23 protein-coding genes are annotated in these 25,602 nt (G+C 73.9%); 9 read left to right on the top strand and 14 right to left on the bottom strand.

Annotation, left to right across the window (positions count from 1 at the left end; translation table 11 throughout):
• Nucleotides 1-119 precede the first annotated feature (119 nt).
• Nucleotides 120-2,279 carry an RNA polymerase recycling motor ATPase HelR gene (helR, locus tag ACZ6ZN_RS01520; RefSeq protein WP_469642232.1) on the top strand — a complete coding sequence of 720 codons (2,160 nt, stop codon included), beginning with the start codon at nucleotides 120-122 and terminating at the stop codon, nucleotides 2,277-2,279.
• Nucleotides 2,280-2,328: 49 nt separating this feature from the next.
• On the opposite strand, the gene ACZ6ZN_RS01515 is transcribed toward helR, so the two are convergent.
• Nucleotides 2,329-2,742, bottom strand: a complete 414-nt coding sequence (locus ACZ6ZN_RS01515; protein ID WP_469642229.1) for a VOC family protein — start codon at nucleotides 2,740-2,742, stop codon at nucleotides 2,329-2,331.
• 71 nt (nucleotides 2,743-2,813) lie between these two features.
• On the bottom strand, nucleotides 2,814-3,044 hold the full coding sequence (locus ACZ6ZN_RS01510; RefSeq protein WP_333933201.1) for a hypothetical protein: 231 nt from the start codon (nucleotides 3,042-3,044) through the stop codon (nucleotides 2,814-2,816).
• A 445-nt stretch (nucleotides 3,045-3,489) separates the two neighbouring features.
• Here ACZ6ZN_RS01510 and ACZ6ZN_RS01505 point away from each other — a divergent pair, with 445 nt between their 5' ends.
• The gene (locus ACZ6ZN_RS01505) at nucleotides 3,490-3,741 is read left to right on the top strand and encodes a DUF5133 domain-containing protein (protein WP_398107448.1); all 252 of its coding nucleotides are present in this window, start codon (nucleotides 3,490-3,492) and stop codon (nucleotides 3,739-3,741) included.
• A 44-nt stretch (nucleotides 3,742-3,785) separates the two neighbouring features.
• Here ACZ6ZN_RS01505 and ACZ6ZN_RS01500 read toward each other — a convergent pair whose 3' ends face one another.
• Nucleotides 3,786-4,757 carry a GlxA family transcriptional regulator gene (locus ACZ6ZN_RS01500; protein ID WP_451876412.1) on the bottom strand — a complete coding sequence of 324 codons (972 nt, stop codon included), beginning with the start codon at nucleotides 4,755-4,757 and terminating at the stop codon, nucleotides 3,786-3,788.
• A 200-nt stretch (nucleotides 4,758-4,957) separates the two neighbouring features.
• Between ACZ6ZN_RS01500 and ACZ6ZN_RS01495 the strand changes: the two genes are divergently transcribed.
• Nucleotides 4,958-5,428, top strand: coding sequence for a hypothetical protein (locus tag ACZ6ZN_RS01495; RefSeq protein ID WP_451876411.1), 471 nt, complete (start codon nucleotides 4,958-4,960; stop codon nucleotides 5,426-5,428).
• A gap of 150 nt (nucleotides 5,429-5,578) precedes the next feature.
• Nucleotides 5,579-5,782, top strand: coding sequence for a hypothetical protein (locus ACZ6ZN_RS01490; protein WP_398107445.1), 204 nt, complete (start codon nucleotides 5,579-5,581; stop codon nucleotides 5,780-5,782).
• Between the two features lie 13 nt (nucleotides 5,783-5,795).
• On the opposite strand, the gene tgmB is transcribed toward ACZ6ZN_RS01490, so the two are convergent.
• The 3 genes from tgmB to ACZ6ZN_RS01475 form a co-directional block, all read right to left on the bottom strand.
• Nucleotides 5,796-6,779 (bottom strand): ATP-grasp ribosomal peptide maturase, encoded by a 984-nt coding sequence (gene tgmB, locus ACZ6ZN_RS01485; RefSeq protein ID WP_398107444.1) that lies wholly within the window; start codon nucleotides 6,777-6,779, stop codon nucleotides 5,796-5,798.
• Between the two features lie 15 nt (nucleotides 6,780-6,794).
• On the bottom strand, nucleotides 6,795-6,986 hold the full coding sequence (tgmA, locus tag ACZ6ZN_RS01480; RefSeq protein WP_333933193.1) for a putative ATP-grasp-modified RiPP: 192 nt from the start codon (nucleotides 6,984-6,986) through the stop codon (nucleotides 6,795-6,797).
• A gap of 132 nt (nucleotides 6,987-7,118) precedes the next feature.
• Nucleotides 7,119-7,430, bottom strand: a complete 312-nt coding sequence (locus ACZ6ZN_RS01475) for a YkvA family protein (protein ID WP_398107443.1) — start codon at nucleotides 7,428-7,430, stop codon at nucleotides 7,119-7,121.
• A gap of 246 nt (nucleotides 7,431-7,676) precedes the next feature.
• Here ACZ6ZN_RS01475 and ACZ6ZN_RS01470 point away from each other — a divergent pair, with 246 nt between their 5' ends.
• The gene (locus ACZ6ZN_RS01470; protein ID WP_451876408.1) at nucleotides 7,677-9,260 is read left to right on the top strand and encodes a hypothetical protein; all 1,584 of its coding nucleotides are present in this window, start codon (nucleotides 7,677-7,679) and stop codon (nucleotides 9,258-9,260) included.
• Nucleotides 9,261-9,263: 3 nt separating this feature from the next.
• On the opposite strand, the gene ACZ6ZN_RS01465 is transcribed toward ACZ6ZN_RS01470, so the two are convergent.
• From ACZ6ZN_RS01465 to ACZ6ZN_RS01440, 6 genes are all read right to left on the bottom strand, one after another.
• Nucleotides 9,264-11,417, bottom strand: a complete 2,154-nt coding sequence (locus tag ACZ6ZN_RS01465) for a xanthine dehydrogenase family protein molybdopterin-binding subunit (protein ID WP_469642225.1) — start codon at nucleotides 11,415-11,417, stop codon at nucleotides 9,264-9,266.
• Nucleotides 11,414-12,418, bottom strand: coding sequence for an FAD binding domain-containing protein (locus ACZ6ZN_RS01460; RefSeq protein WP_469642223.1), 1,005 nt, complete (start codon nucleotides 12,416-12,418; stop codon nucleotides 11,414-11,416). The genes ACZ6ZN_RS01465 and ACZ6ZN_RS01460 overlap by 4 nt, the downstream gene beginning before the upstream one ends.
• Nucleotides 12,415-12,945, bottom strand: a complete 531-nt coding sequence (locus ACZ6ZN_RS01455) for a (2Fe-2S)-binding protein (protein WP_398107439.1) — start codon at nucleotides 12,943-12,945, stop codon at nucleotides 12,415-12,417. Before ACZ6ZN_RS01455 ends, ACZ6ZN_RS01460 begins: the two co-directional genes overlap by 4 nt.
• Before the next feature lie 91 nt (nucleotides 12,946-13,036).
• Complete coding sequence (locus tag ACZ6ZN_RS01450; protein ID WP_469642220.1) at nucleotides 13,037-14,185, bottom strand: hypothetical protein; 1,149 nt, start codon at nucleotides 14,183-14,185, stop codon at nucleotides 13,037-13,039.
• 107 nt (nucleotides 14,186-14,292) lie between these two features.
• The gene (locus ACZ6ZN_RS01445; RefSeq protein WP_469642218.1) at nucleotides 14,293-14,628 is read right to left on the bottom strand and encodes a hypothetical protein; all 336 of its coding nucleotides are present in this window, start codon (nucleotides 14,626-14,628) and stop codon (nucleotides 14,293-14,295) included.
• 259 nt (nucleotides 14,629-14,887) lie between these two features.
• Nucleotides 14,888-15,142: an EF-hand domain-containing protein gene (locus tag ACZ6ZN_RS01440; RefSeq protein WP_469642216.1), complete on the bottom strand. Its 255-nt coding sequence runs from the start codon at nucleotides 15,140-15,142 to the stop codon at nucleotides 14,888-14,890.
• Nucleotides 15,143-15,357: 215 nt separating this feature from the next.
• Here ACZ6ZN_RS01440 and ACZ6ZN_RS01435 point away from each other — a divergent pair, with 215 nt between their 5' ends.
• A complete protein-coding gene (locus tag ACZ6ZN_RS01435) occupies nucleotides 15,358-15,996 on the top strand; it encodes a maltokinase N-terminal cap-like domain-containing protein (protein ID WP_469642214.1) in 639 nt (212 codons plus the stop codon).
• 7 nt (nucleotides 15,997-16,003) lie between these two features.
• Here the strand turns inward: ACZ6ZN_RS01435 and ACZ6ZN_RS01430 are convergent, their stop codons facing one another.
• Nucleotides 16,004-16,609: a dihydrofolate reductase family protein gene (locus ACZ6ZN_RS01430; RefSeq protein WP_469642212.1), complete on the bottom strand. Its 606-nt coding sequence runs from the start codon at nucleotides 16,607-16,609 to the stop codon at nucleotides 16,004-16,006.
• Between the two features lie 142 nt (nucleotides 16,610-16,751).
• Between ACZ6ZN_RS01430 and ACZ6ZN_RS01425 the strand changes: the two genes are divergently transcribed.
• Nucleotides 16,752-17,456: a GNAT family N-acetyltransferase gene (locus ACZ6ZN_RS01425; RefSeq protein WP_469642210.1), complete on the top strand. Its 705-nt coding sequence runs from the start codon at nucleotides 16,752-16,754 to the stop codon at nucleotides 17,454-17,456.
• Between the two features lie 39 nt (nucleotides 17,457-17,495).
• Here the strand turns inward: ACZ6ZN_RS01425 and ACZ6ZN_RS01420 are convergent, their stop codons facing one another.
• Complete coding sequence (locus ACZ6ZN_RS01420) at nucleotides 17,496-18,152, bottom strand: class I SAM-dependent methyltransferase (protein WP_451876400.1); 657 nt, start codon at nucleotides 18,150-18,152, stop codon at nucleotides 17,496-17,498.
• 335 nt (nucleotides 18,153-18,487) lie between these two features.
• Here ACZ6ZN_RS01420 and ACZ6ZN_RS01415 point away from each other — a divergent pair, with 335 nt between their 5' ends.
• Both ACZ6ZN_RS01415 and ACZ6ZN_RS01410 read left to right on the top strand, forming a co-directional pair.
• Nucleotides 18,488-22,759 (top strand): HAMP domain-containing protein, encoded by a 4,272-nt coding sequence (locus ACZ6ZN_RS01415; RefSeq protein WP_469642208.1) that lies wholly within the window; start codon nucleotides 18,488-18,490, stop codon nucleotides 22,757-22,759.
• Nucleotides 22,760-22,856: 97 nt separating this feature from the next.
• Nucleotides 22,857-25,466 (top strand): SpoIIE family protein phosphatase, encoded by a 2,610-nt coding sequence (locus ACZ6ZN_RS01410; protein WP_469642206.1) that lies wholly within the window; start codon nucleotides 22,857-22,859, stop codon nucleotides 25,464-25,466.
• Nucleotides 25,467-25,602: the final 136 nt, after the last annotated feature.

The following is a 25,602-nucleotide window of genomic DNA, read 5'->3' as shown; positions in this document are numbered from 1 at the left end:
GAGGAGTCCTCTCCTCGCCACTCTCAAGGTATAGCGCACGGGGGGCCTTGCGGCAAGGCCCCCGGCTTCCCGCACAATGTCCGGCCTGAGCCGATGACCTGCGGAAACGGGAGCATGACGTGACCCCTGCGACCACGAGCGCCTTCGATCTCCCCGACCGCCTCGCACACAAGGCCCGACCGGAACTGATCGCCGACGACGAGCGCCACTTCACCGCCCTCGCCCAGTGCCTGGAGCAGTCGATCGCCGAGCTGACCGAGCGTCTGGAGGCCGAGCGCAGGGCGCCCGGCGGCAAGGGCCGCCAGGCCATGGACCGGGACGCCGAGATCCACCGGCTGACCGCCCGGCTGCGCGCCCTGCGGCGCTTCGGCCTCGACCTGTGCCTCGGGCGCATGGTCGCCGACGACGGCTCGGGAACCGTGTACGTCGGGCGGCTCGGCCTCACGGACAGCGAGGGGCACCGGTTGCTGGTCGACTGGCGTTCCCCCGCCGCCGAACCGTTCTTCGGCGCCACCCACGCCCACCCCATGGGCCTGGCCGCCCGCCGCCGCTATCGCTGGACCCGGGGCCGCATCGGCGACTACTGGGACGAGGTGTTCTCCCCGGACGCCCTCGGCGGTCACGCCGCGCTCGACGACCAGTCCGCCTTCATCGCCGGCCTGGGCGCCGACCGCTCACCCCGGATGCGGGACGTGCTCGGCACGATCCAGGCCGACCAGGACGCCGTCATCCGCGCCGGTTCGCGCGGCGCCCTCGTCGTCGACGGCGGCCCCGGCACGGGCAAGACCGTCGTGGCCCTGCACCGCGCCGCCTACCTGCTCCACTCCGACCCGCGACTGGCCCGGCACCGCCGGGGCGGCGTCCTGTTCGTCGGCCCGCACCGGCCCTACCTGGCGTACGTCTCCGACGTCCTGCCCAGCCTCGGCGAGGAGGGCGTGCAGACCTGCATCCTGCGCGACCTGGTCGACGAGGGGGCCACGGCGGGGGAGGAGAGCGACCCGGAGGCGGCCCGGCTGAAGGCCTCAGCGGAGATGGTGCGGGCCGTCGAGACGGCCGTCCGCTTCTACGAGGAGCCGCCCACGGGCGCCCTGACGGTGACCACACCGTGGACCGACGTCCACGTGGGCGCCGACGACTGGGCCGCCGCGTTCGACGCGGCGGAACCCGGCACGCCGCACAACGAGGCACGGGAGCAGGTCTGGCAGGAACTGCTCACGATCCTGGCCGGCCGCCATGGCGGCGACGTCGCGGCCGAGGTGCTGCGCACGCACCTGGCGAGGGACCGCGAGCTGGCCGGGGCCTTCGCCCGGGCCTGGCCCGTCCTGGAGGCGACGGACGTGGTCGGCGACCTGTGGTCGGTCCCCGCCTACCTGCGGCTGTGCGCACCCTGGCTCGGCCGGGACGAGGTGCGCACGCTGCAACGGCAGGACCCACGGGCCTGGACCGTGTCCGACCTGCCGCTCCTCGACGCGGCACGCCGGCGGCTCGGCGACCCGCACGCGTCCCGGCGCGAGCGGCGCAGGGAGGCGGCCCTGGCAGCCCAGCGGGAGCGCATGGCCGACGTCGTGGACGACCTGCTGCACGCGCACACCTACGACGACGGCGAGGGGGTGCTGGTGATGCTGCACGGGCAGGACATGCGCGACTCCCTCGTCGACGACAGCGCCCTGCCCACCGCCGACCCGGACCGGCTCGCCGGGCCGTTCGCGCACATCGTCGTCGACGAGGCGCAGGAACTGACCGACGCCGAATGGCAGATGCTGCTGCACCGCTGCCCCTCCCGCAGCTTCACCGTCGTCGGGGACCGCGCCCAGGCGCGGCAGGGCTTCACCGAGTCGTGGCGGGAGAGGCTGCGGCGGGTCGGCCTGGACCGGATCGAGACGGCGACGCTGAGCATCAACTACCGCACGCCCGAGGAGATCATGGCGGAGGCGGAGCCGGTCATCCGCGCGGTGCTGCCGGACGCCAACGTGCCGGTGTCCGTCCGCCGCGGCGGGGTCCCCGTCCGGCACGGGTCCACCGCGGAGCTGCAACCGGTCCTCGGCACCTGGCTGGAGACCCACCCCGAGGGGATCGCCTGCGTCATCGGCGACCCGGCGTTCCGGCCGGCGTCCCCCCGGGTGCGGTCGCTGACCCCGCAGCTGTCCAAGGGGCTGGAGTTCGACCTCGTGGTGCTGGTCGACCCGGAGCGGCAGGGCGCGGGCACCGGGGGAGCGGTCGACCGCTATGTCGCCATGACCAGGGCGACGCAGCAGCTCGTCGTCCTCACCGGCTCCTGATCCGTCAGCGCTGCCGGGGGTCCGGTGACCGGGCCCCCGGCAGCGCGGCTCAGCCCTCGGATCCGCTGATGTTGACCATCCACGGGACGCCGAAGCGGTCCGTGCACATGCCGAACACGTCGCCCCACATCTGCTTCCCCAAGGGGACCGCCACCGAGCCGCCCTCGGACAGCTTCTCCCAGTAGCCGCGCAGCTCGGCCTCGTCGTCGCCGCTCAGGCTCACCGAGAAGGGGCTGCCCTGTGCGGACTCCATGCCGGGCGGGTTGTCGGCGCCCATCAGGGTGAAGCCGCTCGGGGTCTGCAGCATGCCGTGCATGATCTTGTCGGCGTTCGGGGCGTCCGGCTGGCCGAAGGCGCCGTAGCTGTTGAGGTCCAGCGTGCCGCCGAAGACCTCCTGGTAGAACTCCATCGCCTGCCGGGCCTCGCCGTTGAAGGTGAGGTACGGGTTGAGACGCGTCACCATGAGAAACCTCCCGAAAGGGGATGAAGGACCCTTTTTCGGGCAGCGTACGGCACCGACCGCCGTACGGCGGCTCAGCTCTCCTCGGCCGCCCCGCTGTTCCAGTCGTACGGGCCGCCGCCCCGCCACTCGATCAGCTCGGTGTCGTCCACGGCCGTGTCGGTGGTGGGCAGGCCCTCGCGGTGCACCAGGTCGAGCACGTCGAACAGGCTGTAGGCGACGCCCTTGCTCTCGCCGCGGATGGTCACCAGCCGTCCGCCGTCCGTCGCGGGCGGCTGTACGACCACAGGGGGTTGACCGTCCATAGCCCCACCATGCCCCCGAGAGGGCCGGTTCGCAGCTCGATGGCACCCGGAAGCGGTAGGAGTCCGCCGGCGGCCCCGCCGGCCTCACCCCGGCGCCGCGGGAACGGGCGGAGCCGGACGCGGCCCGATGTCTGCCGGGACCCTTCGCCCTCGCACACGGCAATCGGAGGGCGGGCCACGGCCTTGACCGAAATGACCCGCCCTCCTTCGGTCATCCTGGGCCACGGACCGGAGGGCGAGGCCCCGCGGCGCTGCGACCGCCGCGCGGGCGCCCGGTGTTCGTCGTGGTCCGCCGCCTGTCGACGGTGGTCCCGGACGACGGTCGGCTCAGCCGGCCCCCTCCGCATCCGATCAGTTCTCGTCATATCCGCCCCAGGTGCGAAAAACGTGTGAATGGATGTGTGCGGTTCGGGCATACGCGTCGGAAAGAGAGAGGGGCGCTTACGTGCTGGTACCGGACCGGAAGATCGTCAGGGAGCTGCTGACGCGGTACGCGTCGCTGAGGATCGCTCAGGCGGAGAGGCACGTGCCGACGGCGGCACGCGAACTGGACGACGTCAGCTACACGCTGTGCGTGATGATGGGGACGTCCGACATCAGCGATGCCATCGCGAAGGCGGATGTCCTGCTGCTCACCGAGGGCAGGCCCGACGCGGCGGACGCGGACGGGGACAACGGCCTGAAGCTGGTGGGCTGACAGCGGCGAGGGACGGCGGCACCGGATGTCCCGCCCCGGCGGCCCTAGGAAGGGACCGCCGGGGCGGTGGTCTTCCCGTGGAACGCCGTGCGGTACGCGTACGGTGTGGTCCCCGCCACCTTGCGGAACCGCTCCCGGAACGCCGTGGGCGAGCCGAACCCGGCCTGGCGCGCGATCCGCTCCACGGAGTGGTCGGTGTTCTCCAGCAGGTACTGCGCACGCCGCACCCGCGCCCGCAACAGCCATTGCAGGGGAGTGGTGCCCGTCTGCTCGCGGAAGCGGCGACTGAAGGTGCGCTCGCTCATCCCCGCCCGCGCCGCCAGTGTGGCCAGTGTCACCTCGTGCGCCAGGTTGTCCTCGATCCACTCCAGCACCGGCTCCAGCGCCGACCCGCGGGGCACCGGCGGATGCGCGTGCACGATGAACTGGGCCTGCCCGCCCTCCCGTTCCAGCGGCATGACCGACATCCGGGCGATGTTCGCCGCGACCGCCGACCCCCAGTCCCGGCGGACCATGTGCAGGCACAGGTCCAGCGCGGCGGCCGCCCCGGCCGAGGTGAGGATCTGCCCGTTGTCGACGTACAGCACGTCCGGCTCCACCTCGACCGCGGGGAACCGGCGGGCCAGTTCGGCCGCGGCCACCCAGTGCGTCGTGGCGCGCAGCCCGTCGAGCAGGCCGGCCTCCGCCAGCACGAAGGCCCCGACGCACACCGAGGCGATGCGCGTACCGGCCGCCGCCGCCTCCCGCAGCGCCGCCAGCACCCGGGCGGACGGCGGGTCGGCCTGGGGTGAGCAGCCCGGCACGATGATGGTGTCGGCCTCCGCCAGCGCCTCGAGACCCTGCTCGACGCGCAGGGTGTAACCGCCGTCGGCGCGCACCTCCGGTGTCTCCGCGCACAGCCGCACCCGGTAGGCGGGCCGCCCGTCCGGCATGTGGGTCCAGGCGAACGTCTGCTGCGGAGCCGCCATGTCGAACGGCACCACTCGGTCGAGAACCAGGATCGCCACGGAGTGCATGACGGCCACCCTAGGCGGATTCCCGCCACCCGTGCACGACCAGGCCGGGCGGCGTCCGCAGCCGGTCACCTGGCGAAGTTCCAGGTCGGCGGTGTTGGCGGGAATCCGTGGGAAGCTGTCATTCCGGCCCCTGGGCGATCACGGCCGCGCTGCCTAGCGTGGGCCCGGCACCGTTGATCGCATCCACGGAAAGAGTCCTGGTGACCAAGATTTTGCTGTCCCTCCACGTCCTGGCCGCCATCGTCGCCATCGGTCCCGTGACCGTCGCGGCCAGCATGTTCCCGCCGGCCGCCCGCCGCGCCGTGCCGGTCGCCGACGGCCCCGCCACGGCCGCGGTCGGCACCGTCGCGCTGCTGCACCGCATCTGCCGCGTGTACGCCGCCGTCGGCCTGACCGTCCCGGTGCTCGGCCTCGCCACCGGTGCCGCCATGGGCGTCCTGGGCAGCGGATGGCTCGTCACCTCCATCGCGCTGACGGCCGCGGCCGCGGGCGTTCTGCTCGCCTTCGTCCTGCCGCGCCAGGAGGAACTCCTCGGCAGACTCCGGGGCGAGCAGGCCGTCGAGCACGGCGACACCGTGCAACTCGCCATGTTCACCGGGATCTTCAACCTGCTCTGGGCGACGGTCACCGTTCTGATGATCGTCCGGCCGGGATCCACCACCGGAGCCTGATGTTCCGTCGCGGGCCCGGGCGTTCGCCCGTCACGGATGTCCGGTCTGCGTCAAGTCATCCCCCGGAATTCACACTCCGGGACTCCCCGCCGCCTACACTCGCAGTCTCGGCCCCGTACGGAGCCGACGAGCAGAAAGGCACGTTGACGGGTGTTCCAGGATTCCCCCATCTACGACCGACTCATCGCGGAGCGCGGCGACGTCCCCGGACAGGTGCGCCGTGAGGCCGAACGTGTGAGCAGGGAACTGGAGCTGGTCATGCGGCCCTCGCAGTCCCTCGGCTACGACCGGCCCCACTCCCCGGGCATGGGCTGGCAGCGCGCGGGCATGCTGCCGGGCCCGCGCCCCCAGTGATCCCGGCCCGGCGTCAACGGACCGTCGTGGACGAGCCGTTGAACTGCGACGGCACGACGGGGAGCGGGCGCGCCAGCCACTCGGCGATGCTGCGGGCGATCGGCTGGTTCGTCTCCACCTCGACGAACCCGAACTGACCCGACTGGTTGCACTCCAGGAACCACCAGTCGCCGTCCGCGTCCTCGGCGAAGTCGAAGGCCCCGTACGCCAGTCGGGCCTCGCGCATGTACGCCTCGACGCCCGGCCCGATGAACGCCGGCACCTCCACGGGACGCCACGGCGAGCCCGGCGCCGCGAAGCGCACGTCGACCTCGTCCGGATCGGCGTCCCGCGCCGTCTCCATGCGGGCGGCCAGCATCCGCTCGCCGACCACGGTCAGCCGGATGTCGGCCCGCTTGCCGATCCGCCGCTGCAGCAGCGTCGGCCCGAACGCGACGGCGGCGAAGTCCGTGTCCGGTGCGACCCGGCTGGTCGGCACCGCCCGGGGCGGGTCCTGCGGATGCGCGCCCGACACCGGCTTCACCACCAGGTCCGGATAGCGCTCGGCGAACTCCCGGGCGGCGCGCGGGAAGGTCGTGATCAGCGTCGCCGGAACCGGCAGGCCGCACTGCTGGGCCAGCCGCAGCTGCCAGGGCTTGTGCCGGGCCCGGCGGGCCGCGTCCGGATCGTTCATCCAGCGCGCGTTCGTGCCCCGCAGCATGCCGTAGAGAGCCTGGGAGGCCTCCTCGGTCAGCCAGGCGGACGGATGGTCGGCGTTCCCGGCCGGAGTGCCGGGGCGGCGCACCCAGACCGACCGCAGCCCGGCCAGACTCACCAGCCGCCCCCCGGCGGACAGATGGCCGCGGAACCGGCCGTGGACGTACTCACCCGACAGGGCCACGCCGCGGGTCAGGTCGGCGGGGTCGATCCGGACCACCGGGACCCCCGTCGCGTTCAGGTGGACGACCACCATGTCCGCGGTGACGTCCTCCTCACAGGTGAGGATCAGTACGGTCATCTTCGCGGCCCGTGATCAGTCGTCGAAGTGCGTCTTGGAACCGGCGGTGGACGTCGTGGTGCCGAACTCCCGCAGCAGGGCGAAGTCGCAGGCGGCGACCCGGCCGTCACGGAGCACGTTCAACTGCTGTCCGGCGTCGTACACGTACGGAATGGCAGCGTCCAACTCCACTGCCGGGCGCGCGTAGTTGAGCGCGAACGGTTGCATCGTCTCTCCCTCGTCGGTGCTGCGCCGACCGGTCGGCGCAGCGGGGGCGTGAACGCCCGCTCCGCCGACGGGAATCGGCTTCCAGAGACTTATACGAATCGAACGGGTGGTTGGTTTCCTTACTTTCCGTAGTCATCGGGCCGGAAGCCGGTCCGGCCGGTGATCCGTACTGCGCTCCCGTTCGCCGAGGGAGCCGCGGACAGTGCGCAGAGCAAGGAGCAGAACACCGATGTCGTCCAGGTACACCGGATCGGGCACCAGGTCGACGGGCAGCACGAAATAGAGCAGCGCACCCCAGAAGACCCAGCGCGGACCCGCGGGCAGCCCGGCGCGCCGCAGATCGCGCCGGGTCCGCACCAGTCGCACGAGGACGCCGACGGCGACGGCCAGCACGACGGCCGCGAGCACAGCGGCCAGAATGATCACCAGTGTGGTCGTCTCCACGGGTCGCCCTCCTCAAGGCATGCCGCGACACGGGGTGTCCCTTCCTGGATTCCCGTTTCCGGCGCCTGTATTGCGCCCGAGCCCGACATGTCGGCCCCTCGGCGGGCCTCTCCGTGCGCGGGGTCATCCCGGTGGCCCACCCGAGTGGCACCGCGTGACACGGGCGCCTAGTAATGGTCCACGTAACGTCGCTCGTCACACGACGGGGGGCGCAGGAGCGGCCGCACTCTTCCCACGGAGGCGAGTATGACCACCTGCTCTTCATCACCCCGGCCGAACGAACCTGCCATACCCAGCGAGCCGAACGGGCCCGCCCAGCCGTCCGCCGAGACCACTGCCGCCACCGGCGCGTACCGGGTTCCGCAGACGAGCGTGCAGCAGCCCGCGCCCGGCCCGTACGGGGCGTACGGACCGCCGCCGGCCGGCTACCCGGCCCCGCCGCCCGTGCCCCCGGGTTTCCACCCGGCCGCGCCCGCGCAGCCGGCGGCCGACGCGCACGCCCAGCCGGGTGTTGCTGCCCCGCCGGGCGTGGACCGGACCGACCTGCCCGACCCGCCACCGGCGCCCCCCGCGCCCCCCGCACCCCCCGGCCAGGACTGGTTCGACCCGGCGGAGGCACCTCCTGCCCCAGCCGACGGGACGGTCCGGGCCGACCCGGAGCACCGGCCCGCGGCCGTGCCGGACCGGCCGTCCGCCGAGCCCGACGCCGCCGCGCACGAGGCGGCGCAGCAGCCGGCACCCGGCGCCGAGGAGACCGGCGAACCGCGCCCCAGGCCGTTCGTCATCCGCTCCCTCGACGACAACCCGGTCGAACTCCGGCCCGGCACCGGCCCGGTGGGCGGTGCCCCCTACGGGGACGCGGTCAGCGACCTCGTGCACGCCGCCGTCGCCGACCGGCCGCTGGAGGAGGTCGTCGACCTCATCACCTCGCTGGAGGAGTCGCCCGACCACACGCAGGCCAAGGTCGACGCGCTGCGCACGGCCGGGGTGACCCGGCCCGTGGAGGACGTCTCCCGGCTCATCGCGCTGCTGACGAAGCCGCCGCGCGACGCGGACTGTGCGGACGAGGCCATCCGGGCCGCCGCCGCCCACCGCCCGGTGGAGGAGGTCACCCGGCTGGTCACCCTGCTGCACAAGGAGCCGCAGGAGTCCCACGTCCGCGAGGAGGCCCTGCGCGCGGCCGCCACCGGCCGGTCCGTCGGCGAACTGGTCGAACTCATCGACCGGTTGGGCCTCGAACGCCTGGACCGCGAGGGCCGCAGGCCCGCCGAGCCGTCCCGTACGGGCGGCGAACCGGCTCCCGCCAAGCCCGCGAGGGCGAGCCGCCGCGCGGCACGCGCCCAGGCGGCCGCCGCGGCGCCACGGATGCCCGAGGCTCCGCGCGAGGAGCGTGCGGCGGACCGGCTCGGCCGGTACGTGTCCTGGTCGGGCTGGCTCGCCGCCCTGGCCCTGGCCGCCTGCGCCGTGGTCCACTTCCCGCTCGACCGCGGGGACGCGTCGCTGCGGATGCACGCGTTCGCACTCGGCCTGTCGGTGCTGTGCACGGTGCTCGCGCTGCTGCTGGCCCTGCGCCCGGTGGCGCTGGTGCTGGCCGGGGCGGTGCTGGTGCCCACGGTGCTGGCCGGGGCCCAGGCGTACGGGAGTTCCTTCCCCTCCGCGTCGCTGTCCCGGGCCGTGGACCTGGCCCTCGCCCCGCCGTGGCTCGCCGCCGCGGTCGCCGTCTGCGCGGCGCTGCTGTCCCTCGTCGCCCTGGTCTTCCGCGTGCTGGCGCCCATCGCGGCCCGGCAGTGGACGGCCGCGCCGGCCGAGGCGGGCGCCCCCGCGGAGTAGGCCCTACGCCGTCCGCACGGGACCGGATCCGCTCACCGCGGACCCGGTCCCGCCCGCGTCCGGCGTACGGTGGCCGAGCAGGCCGGCCAGCACCCGGTCCGGTGTGAGGGGGAGTTCGCGGAGGCGGACGCCGGTGGCGTGGTGCACCGCGTTGCCGATCGCCGCCGCCGTGCCCACGATCCCGATCTCGCCGATCCCCTTGCTGCCCATGGGGTTGAGGAAGGAGTCCTCCTCGTCGAGCCAGTGCGCCTCGACCGAGGCCACGTCGGCGTGCGCGGGCACGTGGTACGACGCCAGGTCCGATTCGGTGAAGTCGCCGAACTCCGCGTCCATCGTGCTGCCCTCGGTCAGCGCCATGCCCAGCCCCATCGTCATGCCGCCGACGAACTGGGAGCGAGCGGTCCGGGCGTTGAGGATGCGCCCGGCGGCGTACACCCCGAGCAGCCGGCGGGTCCGGACCTCTCCGGTGACGGTGTCGACGGCGACCTCCGCGAAGTGCGCCCCGAAGGCGTGCCGCGCCCGGTCGGGCTCGGCGTCCGCCGTGCCCCGGGTGTCCGCCCGGACGTCGAGGCCCTCCTCGGGCAGCGGCCCGGTGTGCTCCGCCAGCCGCCCGGCCAGGGCGGTGCAGGCCTCGTGGACGGCCCAGCCCCAGGAGGCGGTGCCGGACGACCCGCCGGCCAGCGGGGCCGACGGCAGGTCCGTGGAGCCGACGTCGACGCGCACCCGCTCCAGCGGCACCCCGAGCGCGTCGGCGGCCACCTGGGCGAGCACGGTACGGGCGCCCGTGCCGATGTCGGTGGCGTTGATCCGCACCTCGAAGGTCCCGCCGGGCAGGGCGCGGGCCGCCGCGGTGGAGGGTGCCGTCATGACCGGGTAGGTCGCCGCGGCCACGCCCGTCCCCAGCAGCAGCGGGCCCTCCCGCCGGACGCCCGGGCGGGGATCGCGCCCGGCCCAGCCGAAGCGCCGGGCGCCCTCGCGCAGGCACTCCACCAGGTGCCGGCTGCTGAACGGCATGCCGCTGTCGGGCTCGACGTCGGGCTCGTTGCGCACGCGCAGCTCGATCGGGTCCATGCCGAGGGCATCGGCGAGTTCGTCCACGGCGGACTCCAGCGCGTACATGCCCGGTGCCTCGCCCGGTGCCCGCATCCAGGACGGGGACGGCACGTCCAGGGCCACGACCCGGTGCGCGGTGCGCAGGTGGGCGGAGGCGTACATCACCCGCGCGGGGACCGCCGCCTGCTCGACGAACTCCTTGACGCGGGAGGTGTGGGTCGTCACCTCGTGGCTGAGGGACGCCAGGCGGCCGTCCGTGCCGGCGCCGAGCCGCAGCCGGTGCAGCGTGGGGGCGCGGTGGCCGACGACGGCCGGCAGGTACCGGCGCGGCAGGGCCAGCGTCACGGGCCGCCCCGTGTGCCGGGCGGCCATCGCGGCCAGCACCACGTCCGGCCGCGGCGTGCCCTTCGAGCCGAAACCGCCGCCGACGTGCTCGGCGGTGACGGTGATCCGCTCCTCCGGCAGGTCGAACAGCGTGGCGAGCGCGGCGCGCACGGCGTTGGTGCCCTGGCTGGAGGTGTGCACGAGGAGCCGGCCGTCCTCCCAGTGGGCGGTGCTGGCGTGCGGCTCCATCGGGTGGTTGTGCAGGGGCGGCACCCGGTAGGCGACGTCCACCGTGACGGGTGCCGAGGCGAACGCGCCGGGGTCGCCCTGCTCCCGCACGGCGGGATTGCCGGCGTTGGCGTTCTCCGGCACGTACGCGCCGGGGTGCGTCTCGCTGAGGACCACGTCGTGCGCCTCGGCGGCGTAGTCGACGCGGACGGCGGCGGCTCCGGCCCGGGCCGCCTCCAGGGTCTCGGCCACCACCAGGGCCACGAACCATCCGCGGTGGGGGACGTGCGGGCTCTGCAGCACGGCGAGGGTGGCGTCGTCGGGCTCCGCGATCCGCGGCGCGTTCTCGTGGCTGAGGACGGCGAGCACTCCCGGCACGGCCAGGGCGGCGTCCGTGCCGACGCCCGTCACCCGGCCGCGCGCGACGGCCGCCGGCACCGGCCAGGCGTGGGCCCGGCCGGGAAGCGGGAACTCGGCGGCGTAGCGGGCGGTGCCGCCGACCTTCGCGTACCCCTCCAGGCGTGCGGCGGGGGCGCCCAGGCTGCCGGTCATGAGGTCCTCCTCGCGAGCGCCGCCTCCGCCACCCGGGACAGCACGTCCACAGCGAGGTTCCGGGCCAGCGGCACCTTGTAGGCGTTGTCGCGCAGCGGCTGCGCGGCGGACAGTTCCAGGTCGGCGGCGTGCTCGAACGCGGCGGCGGTCGGGGCGGCCCCCACGAGTGCCTCCTCCGCCCGCCGGGCCCGCCAGGGCCGGTGCGCCAGCGCCCCGAAGGCGAGGCCGGCCTGCGCGACCACTCCGTCCTCCACCCGCAGCACCGCCGCGACGGACGCGAGGGCGAAGGCGTAGGAGGCCCGGTCACGGGCCTTGCGGTAGGCCGAGGCGAGCCCGGCGGTGGCGGCGGGCAGCACGACGCCGGTGATCAGCTCACCGGGGAGGATCTCGGTGTCCTGCTCGGGCCGGTCCCCGGGCAGCCGGTGGAAGTCCGCGGCCGGGAGGCTGCGGGCGCCCTCGGGCCCGTGCAGCTCGACCCGCCCGTCGAGGGCGGCGAGGGCCACCGCCAGGTCCGACGGGTGGGTGGCGATGCAGTGCTGCGAGTGCCCGAGCACGGCGTGGTCCCGGTGGACGCCGTCCCGCGCGCCGCAGCCGGTGCCGGGCTCGCGCTTGTTGCACGGCTTGGACAGGTCCTGGAAGTACGGGCAGCGGGTGCGCTGGAGGAGGTTGCCACCGGTGGTCGCCGCATTGCGCAGCTGGCCGGAGGCGCCCGCGAGCACCGCCTGGGACAGTGCCGGGTACCGGTCGCGCACCAGCGGGTGGGCCGCGAGGTCGCTGTTGCGGACGGTGGCCCCGATCCGCAGCGCACCGTCCGGCAGTTCCTCCACCGTGTCCAGGGGCAGCCGGGTGACGTCGACGAGCGCGGCGGGCGTCTCGACGCCGAGCTTCATCAGGTCGACGAGGTTGGTCCCGCCGCCCAGGTAGCGTGCGCCGCTGTGCGAGGCGTACGCGGCGGTCGCCTCCTCGACGCTCCCGGCGCGGACGTAGGCGAACTCCTTCACGGGATCACGTCCTCGACGGCCTCGGCGATCCGCGGGTAGGCGCCGCACCGGCACAGGTTGCCGCTCAGCCGCTCCCGGATCTCCTCCCGGTCCAGCGCCACCGGCTCGCCCGAGGGCACCGCCGGGTCGGTGACGTGCGAGGGATGGCCGGCGGCCGCCTCGGTGAGCATCCCGGCCGCGGAGCAGAGCTGCCCCGGGGTGCAGTAGCCGCACTGGAAGGCGTCGCGTTCCACGAAGGCCCGCTGCAAGGGGTGCGGTTCCTCACCGTCGGCGCCGAGCCCTTCGACGGTGGTGACCTCGCATCCGTCGAGGGCCACCGCGAACAGCAGGCAGCTGTTGACGCGCCGCCCGTCGACCAGGACGGTGCAGGCGCCGCACTGGCCGTGGTCGCAGCCCTTCTTCGCCCCGGTGAGGCCGAGGTCCTCGCGCAGGAGGTCCAGCAGGACCCGCCGGTGGTCGACGGTGAGCGTGTGGGGTTTGCCGTTGACGCGGAGCGTGGTCGGGGAGTGGTGTCGCTGATTGCCCATGTCGTGGAGGACCTTCCCGGGGCGGGGCGTACTGCCGTACGCACCACGTATCCAGGAGGGCCCGGCTGACACCCGTACCCGGGAAGAGACCTCAGGACCGGGACGTCGCCCGCTCCGGTCGCGCACCCTCGTCGTCCTGGGGCGCGGTGGCCGGACGACGGGGCTTGAAGCGCTCCAGGGTCCGGGTGAGCTGCTGCAACGGGGAGGCGACCGGTGTCTGCGACGGCTCCTGGCGCGGGGCGGGGACCTCGCCGGCCTCCTGGTAGGCCGCCAGCGCCTCGTGGGCGCGCTCGGCCGCCTCGCGGTACAGGTCGCGCGAGGTGGTCATGGCCTCCAGGGCCTCGGCGTACATGGCCACCAGGCCGCGCTGGCGCTCCAGCTCCTCGTGGACCGTCAGCAGGTGCCAGTCCTCCCGCAGGGCGGTGAGGGCCGGCAAGGCGTCGTCCGGGAGGGGCGCCGGCAGGGCGGCGAACCGCCTCACCGCGTGGACCAGGTCGGCCGGCTCCGAGCCGTCGAGGTACACGGCCCGCACGGAGAAGTCCTCCGCCGCGTAGCCCTCCGGGGCGGGGCCGGAAGGCAGCACCACGGCGCCGCCGCGCGGCACCTGCACCCCGAGGTCGCGCAGGGCCCAGTTCAGGCCCCGGTGCTGCTGCGGGGCGGCGCGGTGCTCCACCACGCGGTGGCGCAGCCCCGGCGGCAGCCACCTGGCCAGCGGGACCCGGCCGTGCTCGCCGGTGGTCATCGCCTCGTGCACGACCACGTGGATGTGCCAGCCGCCGCGCACCGCGTTCCGCAGCAGCCGGCGGGTCTCCTTGTCGTCCTCCGGCAGCGGGTTGATCCCGCCCGTCGACAGGCGGACGGCGGCGTCCCGGTCCCAGGCGGTCTCCGGCTCCTGCGGCCAGAACAGGCCGGTCGGGGAGGGCCACGCGTGGTCCCACGGCTGCTCCGCCTCGGCGATCAGCATCCACTCCTGCCCCGGCCCGTCGTCCGGGCCGGTGCGCACGCTCATCCGGGCGCGCACGGTCACGTCGGCTCCGGCCCGCCAGCGGGCCTGGAACACCTTCTCGCCCGGTGCCGCCGGGTCGTCGGGCAGTTCGAGGAAGTCGTCGATCGCCCCGCTGTCCTTGCGCTGCTGCAACGATCGGCGGAGCACGTCCGGCGCGTCGCCCTGCGGGTACCGGCCGCGTGCCGGCCACACCGTGGCGGGGGTCGGGAAACGGGCGGGGGAGGAGGTCGGCATGAGTCCATCTGGGAACGGGGGCACGTGCGGCTGCCAGTATCGTCGCCGCGGACCGGCGGGTGCCACCCGGGGTCGCACCGGGCCGGGTGCCCTGTTGACGTACGTGTCTACGAGTCCTCACCCTCCCGGTCGGGATGCGGCGTGCCTCCCGGGACGACGCCGGTCACGCCGGACTCCTCGGCGGTGTCCTCGCCGCCCGGTCGCGGCGCGGCGCGACCGCCCGCCTGGCCGCCGCCGGTGGTGCCGTAGCCGCCGGGCACGCCGGGGACGCTGTCCGCGTCGGCCTCCTCGCGGCTGATGTGACGGGTGGCGCGCACACCCGCGCGCCGCTCCGGGTGGGGGTAGCTGAAGGGGCGTGCGGCGGCGCGCTCCTCCTCCGCCTGCTCCACCTCACGGATCTGGTCGTTGCGTTCTGGACTGTTTTTCTTGTTTTCCTCGGTCATGCCGGACCGCGTACCCATGCCGAGTCGTGCCATGTGGGTCCGCGCGGCGCGATGCGAGGCGGGCCGTGCACCCGGGCCGGAGCCCGGGCGCACCGCAGGGGTGTCCCGCACGCGGGGTGTGCGCGGCGCGCACACACCGAACGGTCTCACCCGTGGCCGTGCGCCCCGCCGGTCCCCAGAATGGTCCGCACGGGCAGGGCCCGCCCACCATCCGCACCGGGGCGTGCCCTGCCCGCCGGGCCGGACGGCGGGACCCCCGTCAGCACCAGCCGAAGCGGCGGTCCACGACCGCCGTGAACTCCTCGACGGTCAGGACCGCGTCGCCGTTCTGGTCCGCCGTGTCGAACAGCGCGGACGAGGCCTCGGCGTCCTGCACGCCCCACAGCGGCAGCACGCCCGAGGCCGCGAGGGAGGGTCCCTTCCTGCGCAGCGCGACGATCACCTCCTCGCGGGTGAGCATCCCGTCCTGGTCGAGATCCAGCGCCTCGAACAGGGCGCGGCCCTTCTCGCTCATCCTCGTCCCCGTCGTGTCTGCGGCAGGCGGTCGGTCCGTCCCGCTCTTCAGGGAGGACGTGCGGCGCGCGGCCGGGGTTGCGCCGACGCCGGGGAAGCCCGCGCCCGGTCCGTCCCCCCCGCAGCCGGTGCGGGCCGGGACAGCGCCCCTCCGGCGCCCGCGGAATGCGAAGGTGTCAGGAAACGCAGCGGCGTCACCGGAAGGACCCCACCACCATGGCCGTCATCCACCAGACCGAGCTCAAGCCGACCAAACTGGAGCTGCTGACCGGGTGGCTGCCCTCCCGCCCCTGGTACCGGGGCGGACCGGGCACCCCGCACCTGTCCCGGGCCGGCGGGTTCCGGCTGGACGACCCCCGGGGCGAGGTCGGCATCGAGTTCCTGGTGGTCACCGACACCTCCGGCGCCGGACCGGTCACCTACCTCGTGCCCCTCACCTACCGCGGCGCTCCCCTCGACGGCGCCGGGCACGCGCTCGTCGGCACGATGGAGCACGGCGTGCTCGGACCGCGCTGGGCCTACGACGGCTGCCACGACCCGGTGCTGCTCGACCGGTTGCCGGCCCTGATCGAGGGCCGGGCGCAGGCCCAGGACCAGGACGCCAGCGACACCCCCGACCACGAGGTCGGTGTCTCCTTCACGGGCGAGGGCCCCCTGCCCACCGACCTCACCGCCACCGACGACCGGGACGGCACCCTCCTCGCCTCGCCCCGGGGCACGGTGCTGCGCCTGCACCGCGTCCTGCGGCCGGAGGACGGCTCCCCGCTCGCGGAGCGGCAGGCGGTGGGCCGTGTCACCGCCGTGTGGCGCACCGTCGAGGGCGACCGGGTCCGGGGGCCGATCGTCACCCTGTGAGGCACGCCTAGTAACTGTCGTGACCGGGTTCGCCGCTCGGCCGGTAGACACCGACGACGGTGCCGCTCTTCGTCGTCGAGACGCGGACCGGTTCCAGGGCGGTGGGGACCGCTCCGCCGGCGAACAGGCGCTTCCCGCTCCCGATGATCACCGGATGGATGGTCAGCCGGTACTCGTCGACCAGGCCGTGCCGCATGAGCGTCTGGGCGAGGTCGCCGCTGCCGACGACGTTGATGTCACCTCCCTCCGAGGTCTTCAGCTCGCGCACGGCGTCGGTGACCTCGCCCTGGAGCAGCGTGGAGTTCTCCCATTCCACGGAGGTCAGGGTCCGCGACGCCACGTACTTGCGCATCCCGTTCATCCGCCCGGTGAACGGGTCGGCGGGGTCGGCGGCCGGCCAGTACGCCGCGAAGATGTCGTACGTCCTGCGGCCGAGCAGCAGCGCGTCCGACCGCTCGTACCAGCCGGCGACGGCCGCGCCGACCTCCTCGTCGGACACCGGCTTCTGCCAGCCGCCGTGCTCGAAGCCGCTCCCGGTGTCCTCGTCCGGACCGCCGGGTGCCTGCATGACGCCGTCCAGCGACAGGAACGTGCAGATGACGACTTTGCGCATGATGCGTTCTCCCTTCGTGTCGAGGGAAGGACCGCGCGGACGGAGGGAACTCATCGGCTGACTACGATGGATCCCCGGCATCCGCCGACACGGGGCCGGTCTGCCGGGCCGGCCCGCTCCAGGGCAGGAGGGGCGCAGCACGATGACGGGTCCCGGGGACACGGCCGTACTCGACGATCCCGTCACCGCGTCGCTCCACGGTCACCACGCGCATCTCGCTCGGCGGCTGGGCGGTGCCGTCACCTATGTGCCGGACGTCGCGACGTTCTCCGCGGTGTCGGCCGGGACGGGTGCCGCCGCGTGGGACGACCTCGCCGCACTGCTGGGCGGGGGCGCGTTCGCCGACATGTTCGGCTGTCCCGTCCTGCCGCCGGCCGACTGGTCCCCGGTCTTCGTCCTCGAAGGACGCCAGATGATCTGGACGGGGGCCGACGACCCGGGACCCCTCGGCGCGCCCGACCCCGGCGTCGTCGAACTGGGCGCGGAGCACGTGCCCGACATGGTCGCCCTCGTCGAGCGGACCCGGCCGGGGCCCTTCCGGGCCCGCACCCGCGAACTCGGCACCTATCTGGGCCTCCACGACGACGGGACCCTGGTGGCGATGGCGGGGGAGCGGCTGCGGCCCCCCGGCTGGACGGAGATCAGCGCCGTGTGCACGGCACCCGAGGCGCGGGGACGCGGCTGCGCGGCCCGTCTGATCCGGGCGCTCGTCACCCGGATCCTGGCCCGCGGCGAACGTCCCTTCCTGCACGTGGCCGAGGCCAACACCGCTGCGATCGCCCTCTACGAACGGCTCGGGTTCACCACCCGCAGACCGGTGACGTTCCGCGGGTTCCGTACCCCGTGAGGCGCCGCGGGCCGGCCCCCGGGCCGCCCCGCCACCCCGTCACTCCGCCCGTGCCGCGGCCGGCTGCCGACGGCAGTGCAGGAACAGATGCGGCTCCGGCTGCGCGTCCGGGTGCTCCGGAGTGAACAGGATCTCCTCGCTGTCCAGCACCTCCAGGCCGGCCTCCTGCGCCAGCGCGGTGAAGTCCTGCGCGCCGAAGCTGCTCACTCGCACGGGGTGCCCCATGAAGACGCCCTCGACGTCCTCCAGGTCGATCGGCACGGTCGCCAGGACCAGATGACCCGACGGGGTCAGCGCCCGCACCAGCCGCCCCACCACGTCGGCCTGCTCCGCGCGGGACATCTGGAGCAGCGAGAAGTACACGCAGACCGCGTCGAACGCACCGTCGGTGAGTGGTACGTCACGGATGTCGGCGCACCGGAAGGACGCGGCGGGCACCTGGCGGGCCGCCAGCTCGACCATGACGGGGGAGACGTCGACGCCGAGCACCTCGTGTCCGGCCGACGCCAGCGTTCGCGCGGTCGGCACCCCCGTCCCGCTGCCCACGTCCAGCACGCGGCTGCCCGGCGCGAGCCGCTCCAGGAGCCATTCCAGGGAGCGCCGGTGCGCCGGCGACCCGGCGAACGCCTCCTCGTAGGCGCTGCCCAGCGCGTCGAACACGGCGCCGGGCCGGGGGCGCTCCTGCTGATCGGTCACGACGGTCCCTCCGGGTGGGGCGATACGGTGCCGGGCATCGTTCCACCGGAGCGGAGCCGCGGACAAGAGCGCCTCCCCGCGGCCGCCGGGCGGCACGTCGCCCTGCCGGCCGCCCCGTCGCCGCTCGCTGCCGCAGCGGCGCGGCCGGCCCGCTCCCGGTGCCCACCCGCGCTTTGTTCAGGTCGTGAAACGTGGGTTAACCTGCGGCGTATTTCCACATCACACACACGTGCGTGACCGTGGGGCGGAGCACGACAGCCGAGCCGTCGGTCCGGCACAGGGTGGTTCCGAGTCCTCGGCTGTGAGGGCTCCCGGGGAGCGGAACGAGGGTGCGCATGACCAGCGACAGCACGGGGGTCGTCGACGCTGTGCCGGGCGACCAGGAGCTGCGGCGCCTGCTGGCCGGCCTGACGGCCGTACGGGACGGTGACTTCGGCACCCGCCTGCCGGACGACGCGGACGGCCTCATGGGCGACATCGCCAAGGTCTTCAACGGCATGGTGGACCAGCTGTCCGTCTTCACGTCCGAGGTGACCCGTGTCGCCCGTGAGGTCGGCACCGAGGGGACACTCGGCGGCCAGGCCGAGGTGCCGGGCGTCTCGGGCACCTGGGCCGACCTGACCGACTCGGTCAACGCCATGGCGGGCAACCTCACCACCCAGGTCCGGGACATCGCCCAGGTGGCCACCGCGGTCGCCAAGGGCGACCTGTCCCAGAAGATCGACGTGCCCGCGCGCGGCGAGATCCTGCAGCTGAAGGAGACCGTCAACACGATGGTCGACCAGCTGTCGGCGTTCGCGGACGAGGTCACGCGCGTGGCCCGCGAGGTCGGCAGCGAGGGACGCCTCGGCGGCCAGGCGCAGGTGCCGGGCGTGGCGGGCGTCTGGCGGGACCTCACCGACTCCGTGAACCACATGGCGGGCAACCTCACCAGCCAGGTCCGCTCCATCGCCCAGGTCACCACGGCGGTGGCCGAGGGCGACCTGTCCCAGAAGATCACCGTGGACGCGCGCGGGGAGATCCTGGAGCTGAAGAGCACGATCAACACGATGGTCGACCAGCTCTCGGCGTTCGCGGACGAGGTCACGCGCGTGGCCCGCGAGGTCGGCACCGAGGGCCGCCTGGGCGGCCAGGCGGACGTCAAGGGCGTCAAGGGAACCTGGCGCGACCTCACCGACTCCGTGAACTTCATGGCCGGGAACCTCACCGGCCAGGTCCGCAACATCGCGCTCGTCGCCACCGCGGTCGCCAAGGGCGACCTGTCCCAGAAGATCACCGTGGACGCGCGCGGGGAGATCCTGGAGCTGAAGAGCACGATCAACACGATGGTCGACCAGCTCTCGGCGTTCGCCGACGAGGTCACGCGCGTGGCCCGTGAGGTCGGCACCGAGGGACGCCTCGGCGGCCAGGCCCAGGTGCGCGGCGTGTCCGGCACCTGGAAGGACCTCACCGACAACGTCAACGTGATGGCCTCCAACCTGACCGGTCAGGTCCGCTCCATCGCCCAGGTCGCCACCGCGGTGGCGCGCGGCGACCTGTCGCAGCGGATCACCGTCGAGGCCAAGGGCGAGGTGGCCGCGCTCGCCGAGGTCATCAACACGATGGTCGACACGCTCTCGGCGTTCGCGGACGAGGTGACCCGCGTGGCCCGCGAGGTGGGCACCGAGGGCCGCCTCGGCGGCCAGGCGCACGTGCCCAACGTCGCCGGCACGTGGAAGGACCTCACCGACAACGTCAACTCGATGGCCAACAACCTCACCGGCCAGGTCCGCAACATCGCGCTGGTGACGACCGCCGTGGCCAAGGGCGACCTCTCCAAGAAGATCGACGTCGACGCCCGCGGCGAGATCCTCGAGCTCAAGACGACGATCAACACGATGGTCGACCAGCTCTCCGCGTTCGCGGACGAGGTCACGCGTGTGGCCCGCGAGGTCGGCACCGAGGGCCGCCTCGGCGGCCAAGCCGAGGTCGAGGGCGTCTCGGGCACCTGGAAGCGCCTCACGGAGAACGTCAACGAACTGGCGGGCAACCTGACCCGCCAGGTGCGCGCCATCGCCGAGGTGACCAGCGCCGTCGCCGAGGGCGACCTGACCCGGTCGATCAACGTGGAGGCATCCGGCGAGGTCGCCGAGCTCAAGGACAACATCAACTCGATGGTGGAGTCCCTGCGTGAGACCACCCGGGCCAACCAGGAGCAGGACTGGCTCAAGACCAACCTCGCCCGGATCTCCGGACTGATGCAGGGCCACCGCGACCTGCCCGTCGTCGCGGAACTGATCATGGACGAGCTGGTGCCGCTGGTGTCCGCCCAGTACGGGGCGTTCTACCTCGCCGAGGACGGCGACGACGGGCCCGAGCTGCGGCTCGTCGGCTCCTACGGCTACCCGGAGGACAGCACCCGGCCCACCCGGATCGCCTTCGGCCGCACCCTGGTCGGCCAGGCCGCGCGCAGCCGGCGCACCATCGCCGTGGACGACCTGCCGCCGGACTACGTCACCATCTCCTCCGGACTCGGCGAGGTCGTGCCGACCGCGCTGGTGCTGCTGCCGATCGTGGTCGAGGGCCAGGTCCTCGGCGTCATCGAGCTGGCGTCCGTGACCCCCTTCACCCAGATCCACCGGGACTTCCTCACCCAGCTGATGGAGACCCTCGGTGTCAACCTCAACACGATCGTGGCCAACGCCCGCACCGACGAACTGCTCGTCGAGTCGCAGCGCCTCACCGTCGAACTCCAGGCCCGTTCCACCGAGTTGCAGGTGCAGCAGGAGGAACTCCAGCGCTCCAACGCCGAACTGGAGGAGAAGGCCTCGCTGCTCGTGGCGCAGAACCGGGACATCGAGGCGAAGAACCTCCAGATCGAGCAGGCCCGGCAGGAACTGGAGACCCGCGCGCAGCAGCTGTCGCTGGCCTCCAAGTACAAGTCGGAGTTCCTGGCCAACATGAGCCACGAACTGCGCACCCCGCTCAACAGCCTGCTGATCCTGGCCCAGTTGCTCGCGCAGAACCCCTCGCGCAACCTCACGCCCAAGCAGGTGGAGTACGCGCAGATCATCCACTCCGCCGGTTCCGACCTGCTCCAGCTGATCAACGACATCCTCGACCTGTCGAAGGTCGAGGCCGGCAAGATGGACGTCACCCCCGAGCGGGTGGCCTTGCGCCAGCTCATCGAGTACGTCGAGGTCACGTTCCGGCCGATGACGACGCAGAAGAGCCTGGAGTTCACGGTGTCGACGGCCGCGGGGGCGCCCGCGGACCTGCTCACCGACGACTCCCGGCTGCGGCAGGTCCTGCGCAACCTGCTGTCCAACGCCGTCAAGTTCACCGAGCAGGGCTCCGTGGAGCTGCGCATCGAGCCGGCGGCGGACGGCGAGGTGCCCGAGGGCGTGGTCCGCGGCGGCGCCGTGGTGGCCTTCCGGGTGACGGACACCGGCATCGGCATCCCGGAGCAGAACCTGGAGACGATCTTCGGCGCGTTCCAGCAGGCGGACGGCACGACGAGCCGCAAGTACGGCGGCACCGGCCTCGGCCTGTCCATCACCAGGGAGATCGCCCAGCTCCTCGGGGGCGCCGTGACCGTGGACAGCACACCGGGCCAGGGCAGCACCTTCACCCTGTACCTGCCGGTGGCCCGGCCCGACTTCGAGGAACTGCTCCAGCACGGCCGGACCCTGGAGCGGTCCTCCGCCGAGCCGCTGCCGCAGGGCTCCGCCCAGCCCGCGCCCGTGCCCCAGATCGGGCCCGGACCGCGGCCCCGGCGGCTGCTCGTCGTGGAGGAGCGGCCGCGCGGTCTGCTCACCCTCGTCGCCGAGAGCGTGGTGGCCGACCTGACGCACGGCCGCGCCGACGGCGGGCAGCGGCCCGCGGTCGACGTCATCACCGCCGTCGGAGCGCAGGAGGCGGCCGGGGCGCTCGCCGCCGACCCGTGCCACTGCGTGGTCCTGGAGCTCGGCATGGGCAACGGCGAGGCCTCCCGCTTCCTCCAGGCCCTCCAGGGCGACTCGGCCCTGACGAGCGTGCCGGTGCTCGTGCACAGCAACCACCCCGCGGACGTCGCGCTGGACGAGACGCTGCGTGCCCGCTCGGCCGGCGGGGCGCTGGAGCTGCTGTCCAGCCTCGACGAGCTGCGCGAGCGGATCGCCCTGCACCTGTCGGCCGAGGAACCCGGGGACGTGCTGTCCCTGGTCCGGCCGGAGGAGGCGCAGCCGCTGACGCCGCCGGTGGTCGACGACGCCTCGGCGGGCCGCACGGTCCTGGTGGTCGACGACGACGCGCGCAACCTCTTCGCCCTCAGCGGCATCCTGGAGCTGCACGGCTTCCGGGTGCTGCACGCCGAGAACGGGCGCCGGGGCATCGAGACGCTGGTGAACAACCCGGACGTCGCCATCGTCCTGATGGACGTGATGATGCCGGAGATGGACGGATACACGGCGACCGCGGAGATCCGCAGGATGCCGCAGTACGCCGACCTGCCGATCATCGCCGTGACGGCGAAGGCGATGCCCGGCGACCGGGACAAGAGCATCGCCTCGGGCGCCAGCGACTACGTCACCAAGCCCGTCGACACACGCGACCTCATCGCCTGCGTCCGCCGCTGGCTGCCCGTGTGAACCGGCCGGCGCCCGACCCCGCACAGCGGCGGGGCGGGCGCCCTCCGGACCAGCCGTTCCGCGCCGCCGGGCGCTGAAGCCGAGGAGCATCCAGACCGTGAGCATGTCCGAGCAGCCGCGTGAACCCGCCGGGGAAGCCGGGGCGCAGCGCGACGCCGCAGGGAACCCGACGCCCTCGCTCCCGCCCGCGACGCCCGACGGGCCGACGGCACCCGCCGTCGCGTCCCACGCGACCGCCGACGGCGAGCCGGGGACACCCGGGGGCCAGCCGGTCGCCCCGGCCGGGGACCCGGCGGGCTCCGGCGGTTCCGGCTTCCTCGCGGAGGAGGAGCTCCTGCTGCCCGGCGGGCCGCCCGCCGACGCCCCGGGCGTTCCTCCTGCCTCGCCGGTGGGTAGGCTGGCCGCCACCGTGGAACGGCTCAGCCGCGAGGTCCGGGCCGCGCAGGCCGAGGCCGAGGGCCGCGCCCTGATCGAACTCGCCAAGGGCGTCCTGATCGAACGGCTCCGGTGCGGCCCGGCCCAGGCCGCCCGGCAGCTCGCCGAGCTGGCCGAGCAGGCCCAGCTCAGCCCTCTGGAGCTGGCCGTCGACGTCATCAACCAGGCCGCCCGGGACCGCATGTCGGAGGTGACCGACGCGTTCCTCGCCGCCACCAAGGCCGCCGACGAGGCCGAGGCCGAGTCGGCCGCCGTGCGGCTGCGCGCGGCCGAGAGCGGCGTGCTGGCCGCGGACGACGCCCAGGCCGTCGCCGACGCCCTGCTGGAGCAGGCGCTGCGCCCCCTCGGCGCGGCGGCCGTGGCCATATGGGCCGCGGGCGCCGACGGCTCGCTGACCCTGGCGGGCAGTGCCGGCTTCTCACCGGCCGAGGCCACCCGCTGGCGCTACGTACCGCCGGACGTGGTCACCGTGGCACGGCGCGCGCTGATGGAGCGCGAGGGGCAGTGGATCACCAGCCTCGGCCGGACCGGCCTGCCCAGCATCGGTCTGCACCACCACCCGGACGGCGGCCGGGCCGCCCTGCCCGCCGGCACCGGGGGACGCATCCACGGCGTGCTGGAGATCGCCTGGCCCGACCCGCTCCAGCCGCAGCCCCCGCAGATCGTCCGCCAGGTCGAGGCGCTGGCCGAACTGTGCGCCCACACGCTGGAGATGTACACGCCACTGCCCGCCGGAGCGACGGAACCGCGCGTCCTGCCCGACGCCGCCGAGCTGATGGACCTGGCCGACGGCCTGCACGACCCCGCCCTCGTCCTGGTGCCCCACCTGGACGCCGACGGTCACCTCGTGGACTTCCGCATCCAGCACGTGAACAACCGCTTCCTCGACCCGGCCGGCCGGCCCCGGGCCGTCGTCAGCGGCGCCCTGCTGCTCGAGGCGTACCCCATGGCCGTCGGCGAGAGCGAGCTGTTCCAGCGCGTCGAGCGCGTGTACGCCACCGGTGAGCCCTTCCGGGCCCGGCGGATGAACCTCACGGCCCTCGTCGACCAGGTGCCCCTGTCGGCCGTCGCCGACATCAGCATCAGCCGGCACGGCTCGTCCGTGCTGCTGATCTGGCGCATCGAGGACGAGACCGCGCGGCTGGCGAGCCTGCTGCAGAACGCCCAGCGCCTGGGCCGCATCGGCGGCTTCGAGGAGAACGTGCTGACCGGTGAGATCACCTGGAACGGGCAGCTGTTCGACCTCTACGGGCGTCCCCAGACCTCGACGCCGGTGCCGCTGGAGGAACTGCCGGCCCACGCCCACCCGGACGACGGCGTCTCCATCCGGCGTTTCCTGCGCACCCTGCTGCACCACCGGCGGCCCGCGGCCGCGGCCTTCCGGCTGCAACGGCCGGACGGGGTGACCCGGCACATCCGCATCGTCGCCGAACCCGTGCTCGACACCGACGACCGGCTGCTGCTGGTCCGCGGCGCCTGCCAGGACATCTCCTCGCAGCACTGGACCGAGGTCGCGCTCGCCGCCACCCGGGACCAGCTCGCCCACACCGAGCAGCAGGCCAGTGAGCGCAACCGGCTGGCCCTTCAGCTCCAGCACGCCATCATGCCCCCGACCCAGGCCCCGCTCCAGGTGTCCGGGCTCCAGGTCGCCGTCCGCTACCGGCCCGCGGAGACCGAGCAGCTGGTGGGCGGCGACTGGTACGACACCGTCGTCCTGCCGTCCCGGCAGGTGCTGCTGTGCGTCGGGGACGTGGCCGGGCACGGCATCGAGGCGGCCACCAGCATGGTCGTCCTGCGCAACGCGCTGCGCGGCCTGGCGGTCACCGGCGCCGGACCGGCCCAGCTGCTGTCCTGGCTCAACATCGTCGCTCACCACCTGACCGGCGCCGTCACGGCGACGGCGGTGTGCGGGCTGTACGACCCGGTCCACCGGACGCTGCGCTGGGCCAGGGCCGGGCATCTGCCGCCCGTCCTCGTGCGTGACACCGACGCGCAGCCCCTGCCCCTGGTCAAGGGCCTGCTGCTCGGTGCCGTCCCGGAGGCGGTGTACGAGGAGACGGAGATCCAGCTGGCGCCCGAGGACACCCTGCTGATGTACACCGACGGCCTCGTCGAGCGCCGGGACCGGCCGGTGGAGGAGTCCCTGACCCACCTGCTGACCACGGTCCGGTCGGCTCCCACCACCCTGGACCAGCAACTGGACCGCCTGCTGACCTACAGCAGGTCGGACACCGACGACGACACCTGCATCGTGGGCATCCGGGTCGGCTGAGGGGTGCCGCCCGCACCGTCCGCCCGGTCCCGGCGGACGCCTCCGGTGACGAGGGGACGGTACTCCCGCAGACAGCGCGGCGCCTGCCTGAGATCATGGAAGTCCGGTCCCGGATGGCGTGGAATCGCCGTGGGCA

It is taken from the genome of Streptomyces sp. NPDC053665 (genome assembly GCF_055585285.1).
Note: the sequence above shows the minus strand (reverse complement) of the source record. Positions and strands in the feature narration are given on the sequence as shown.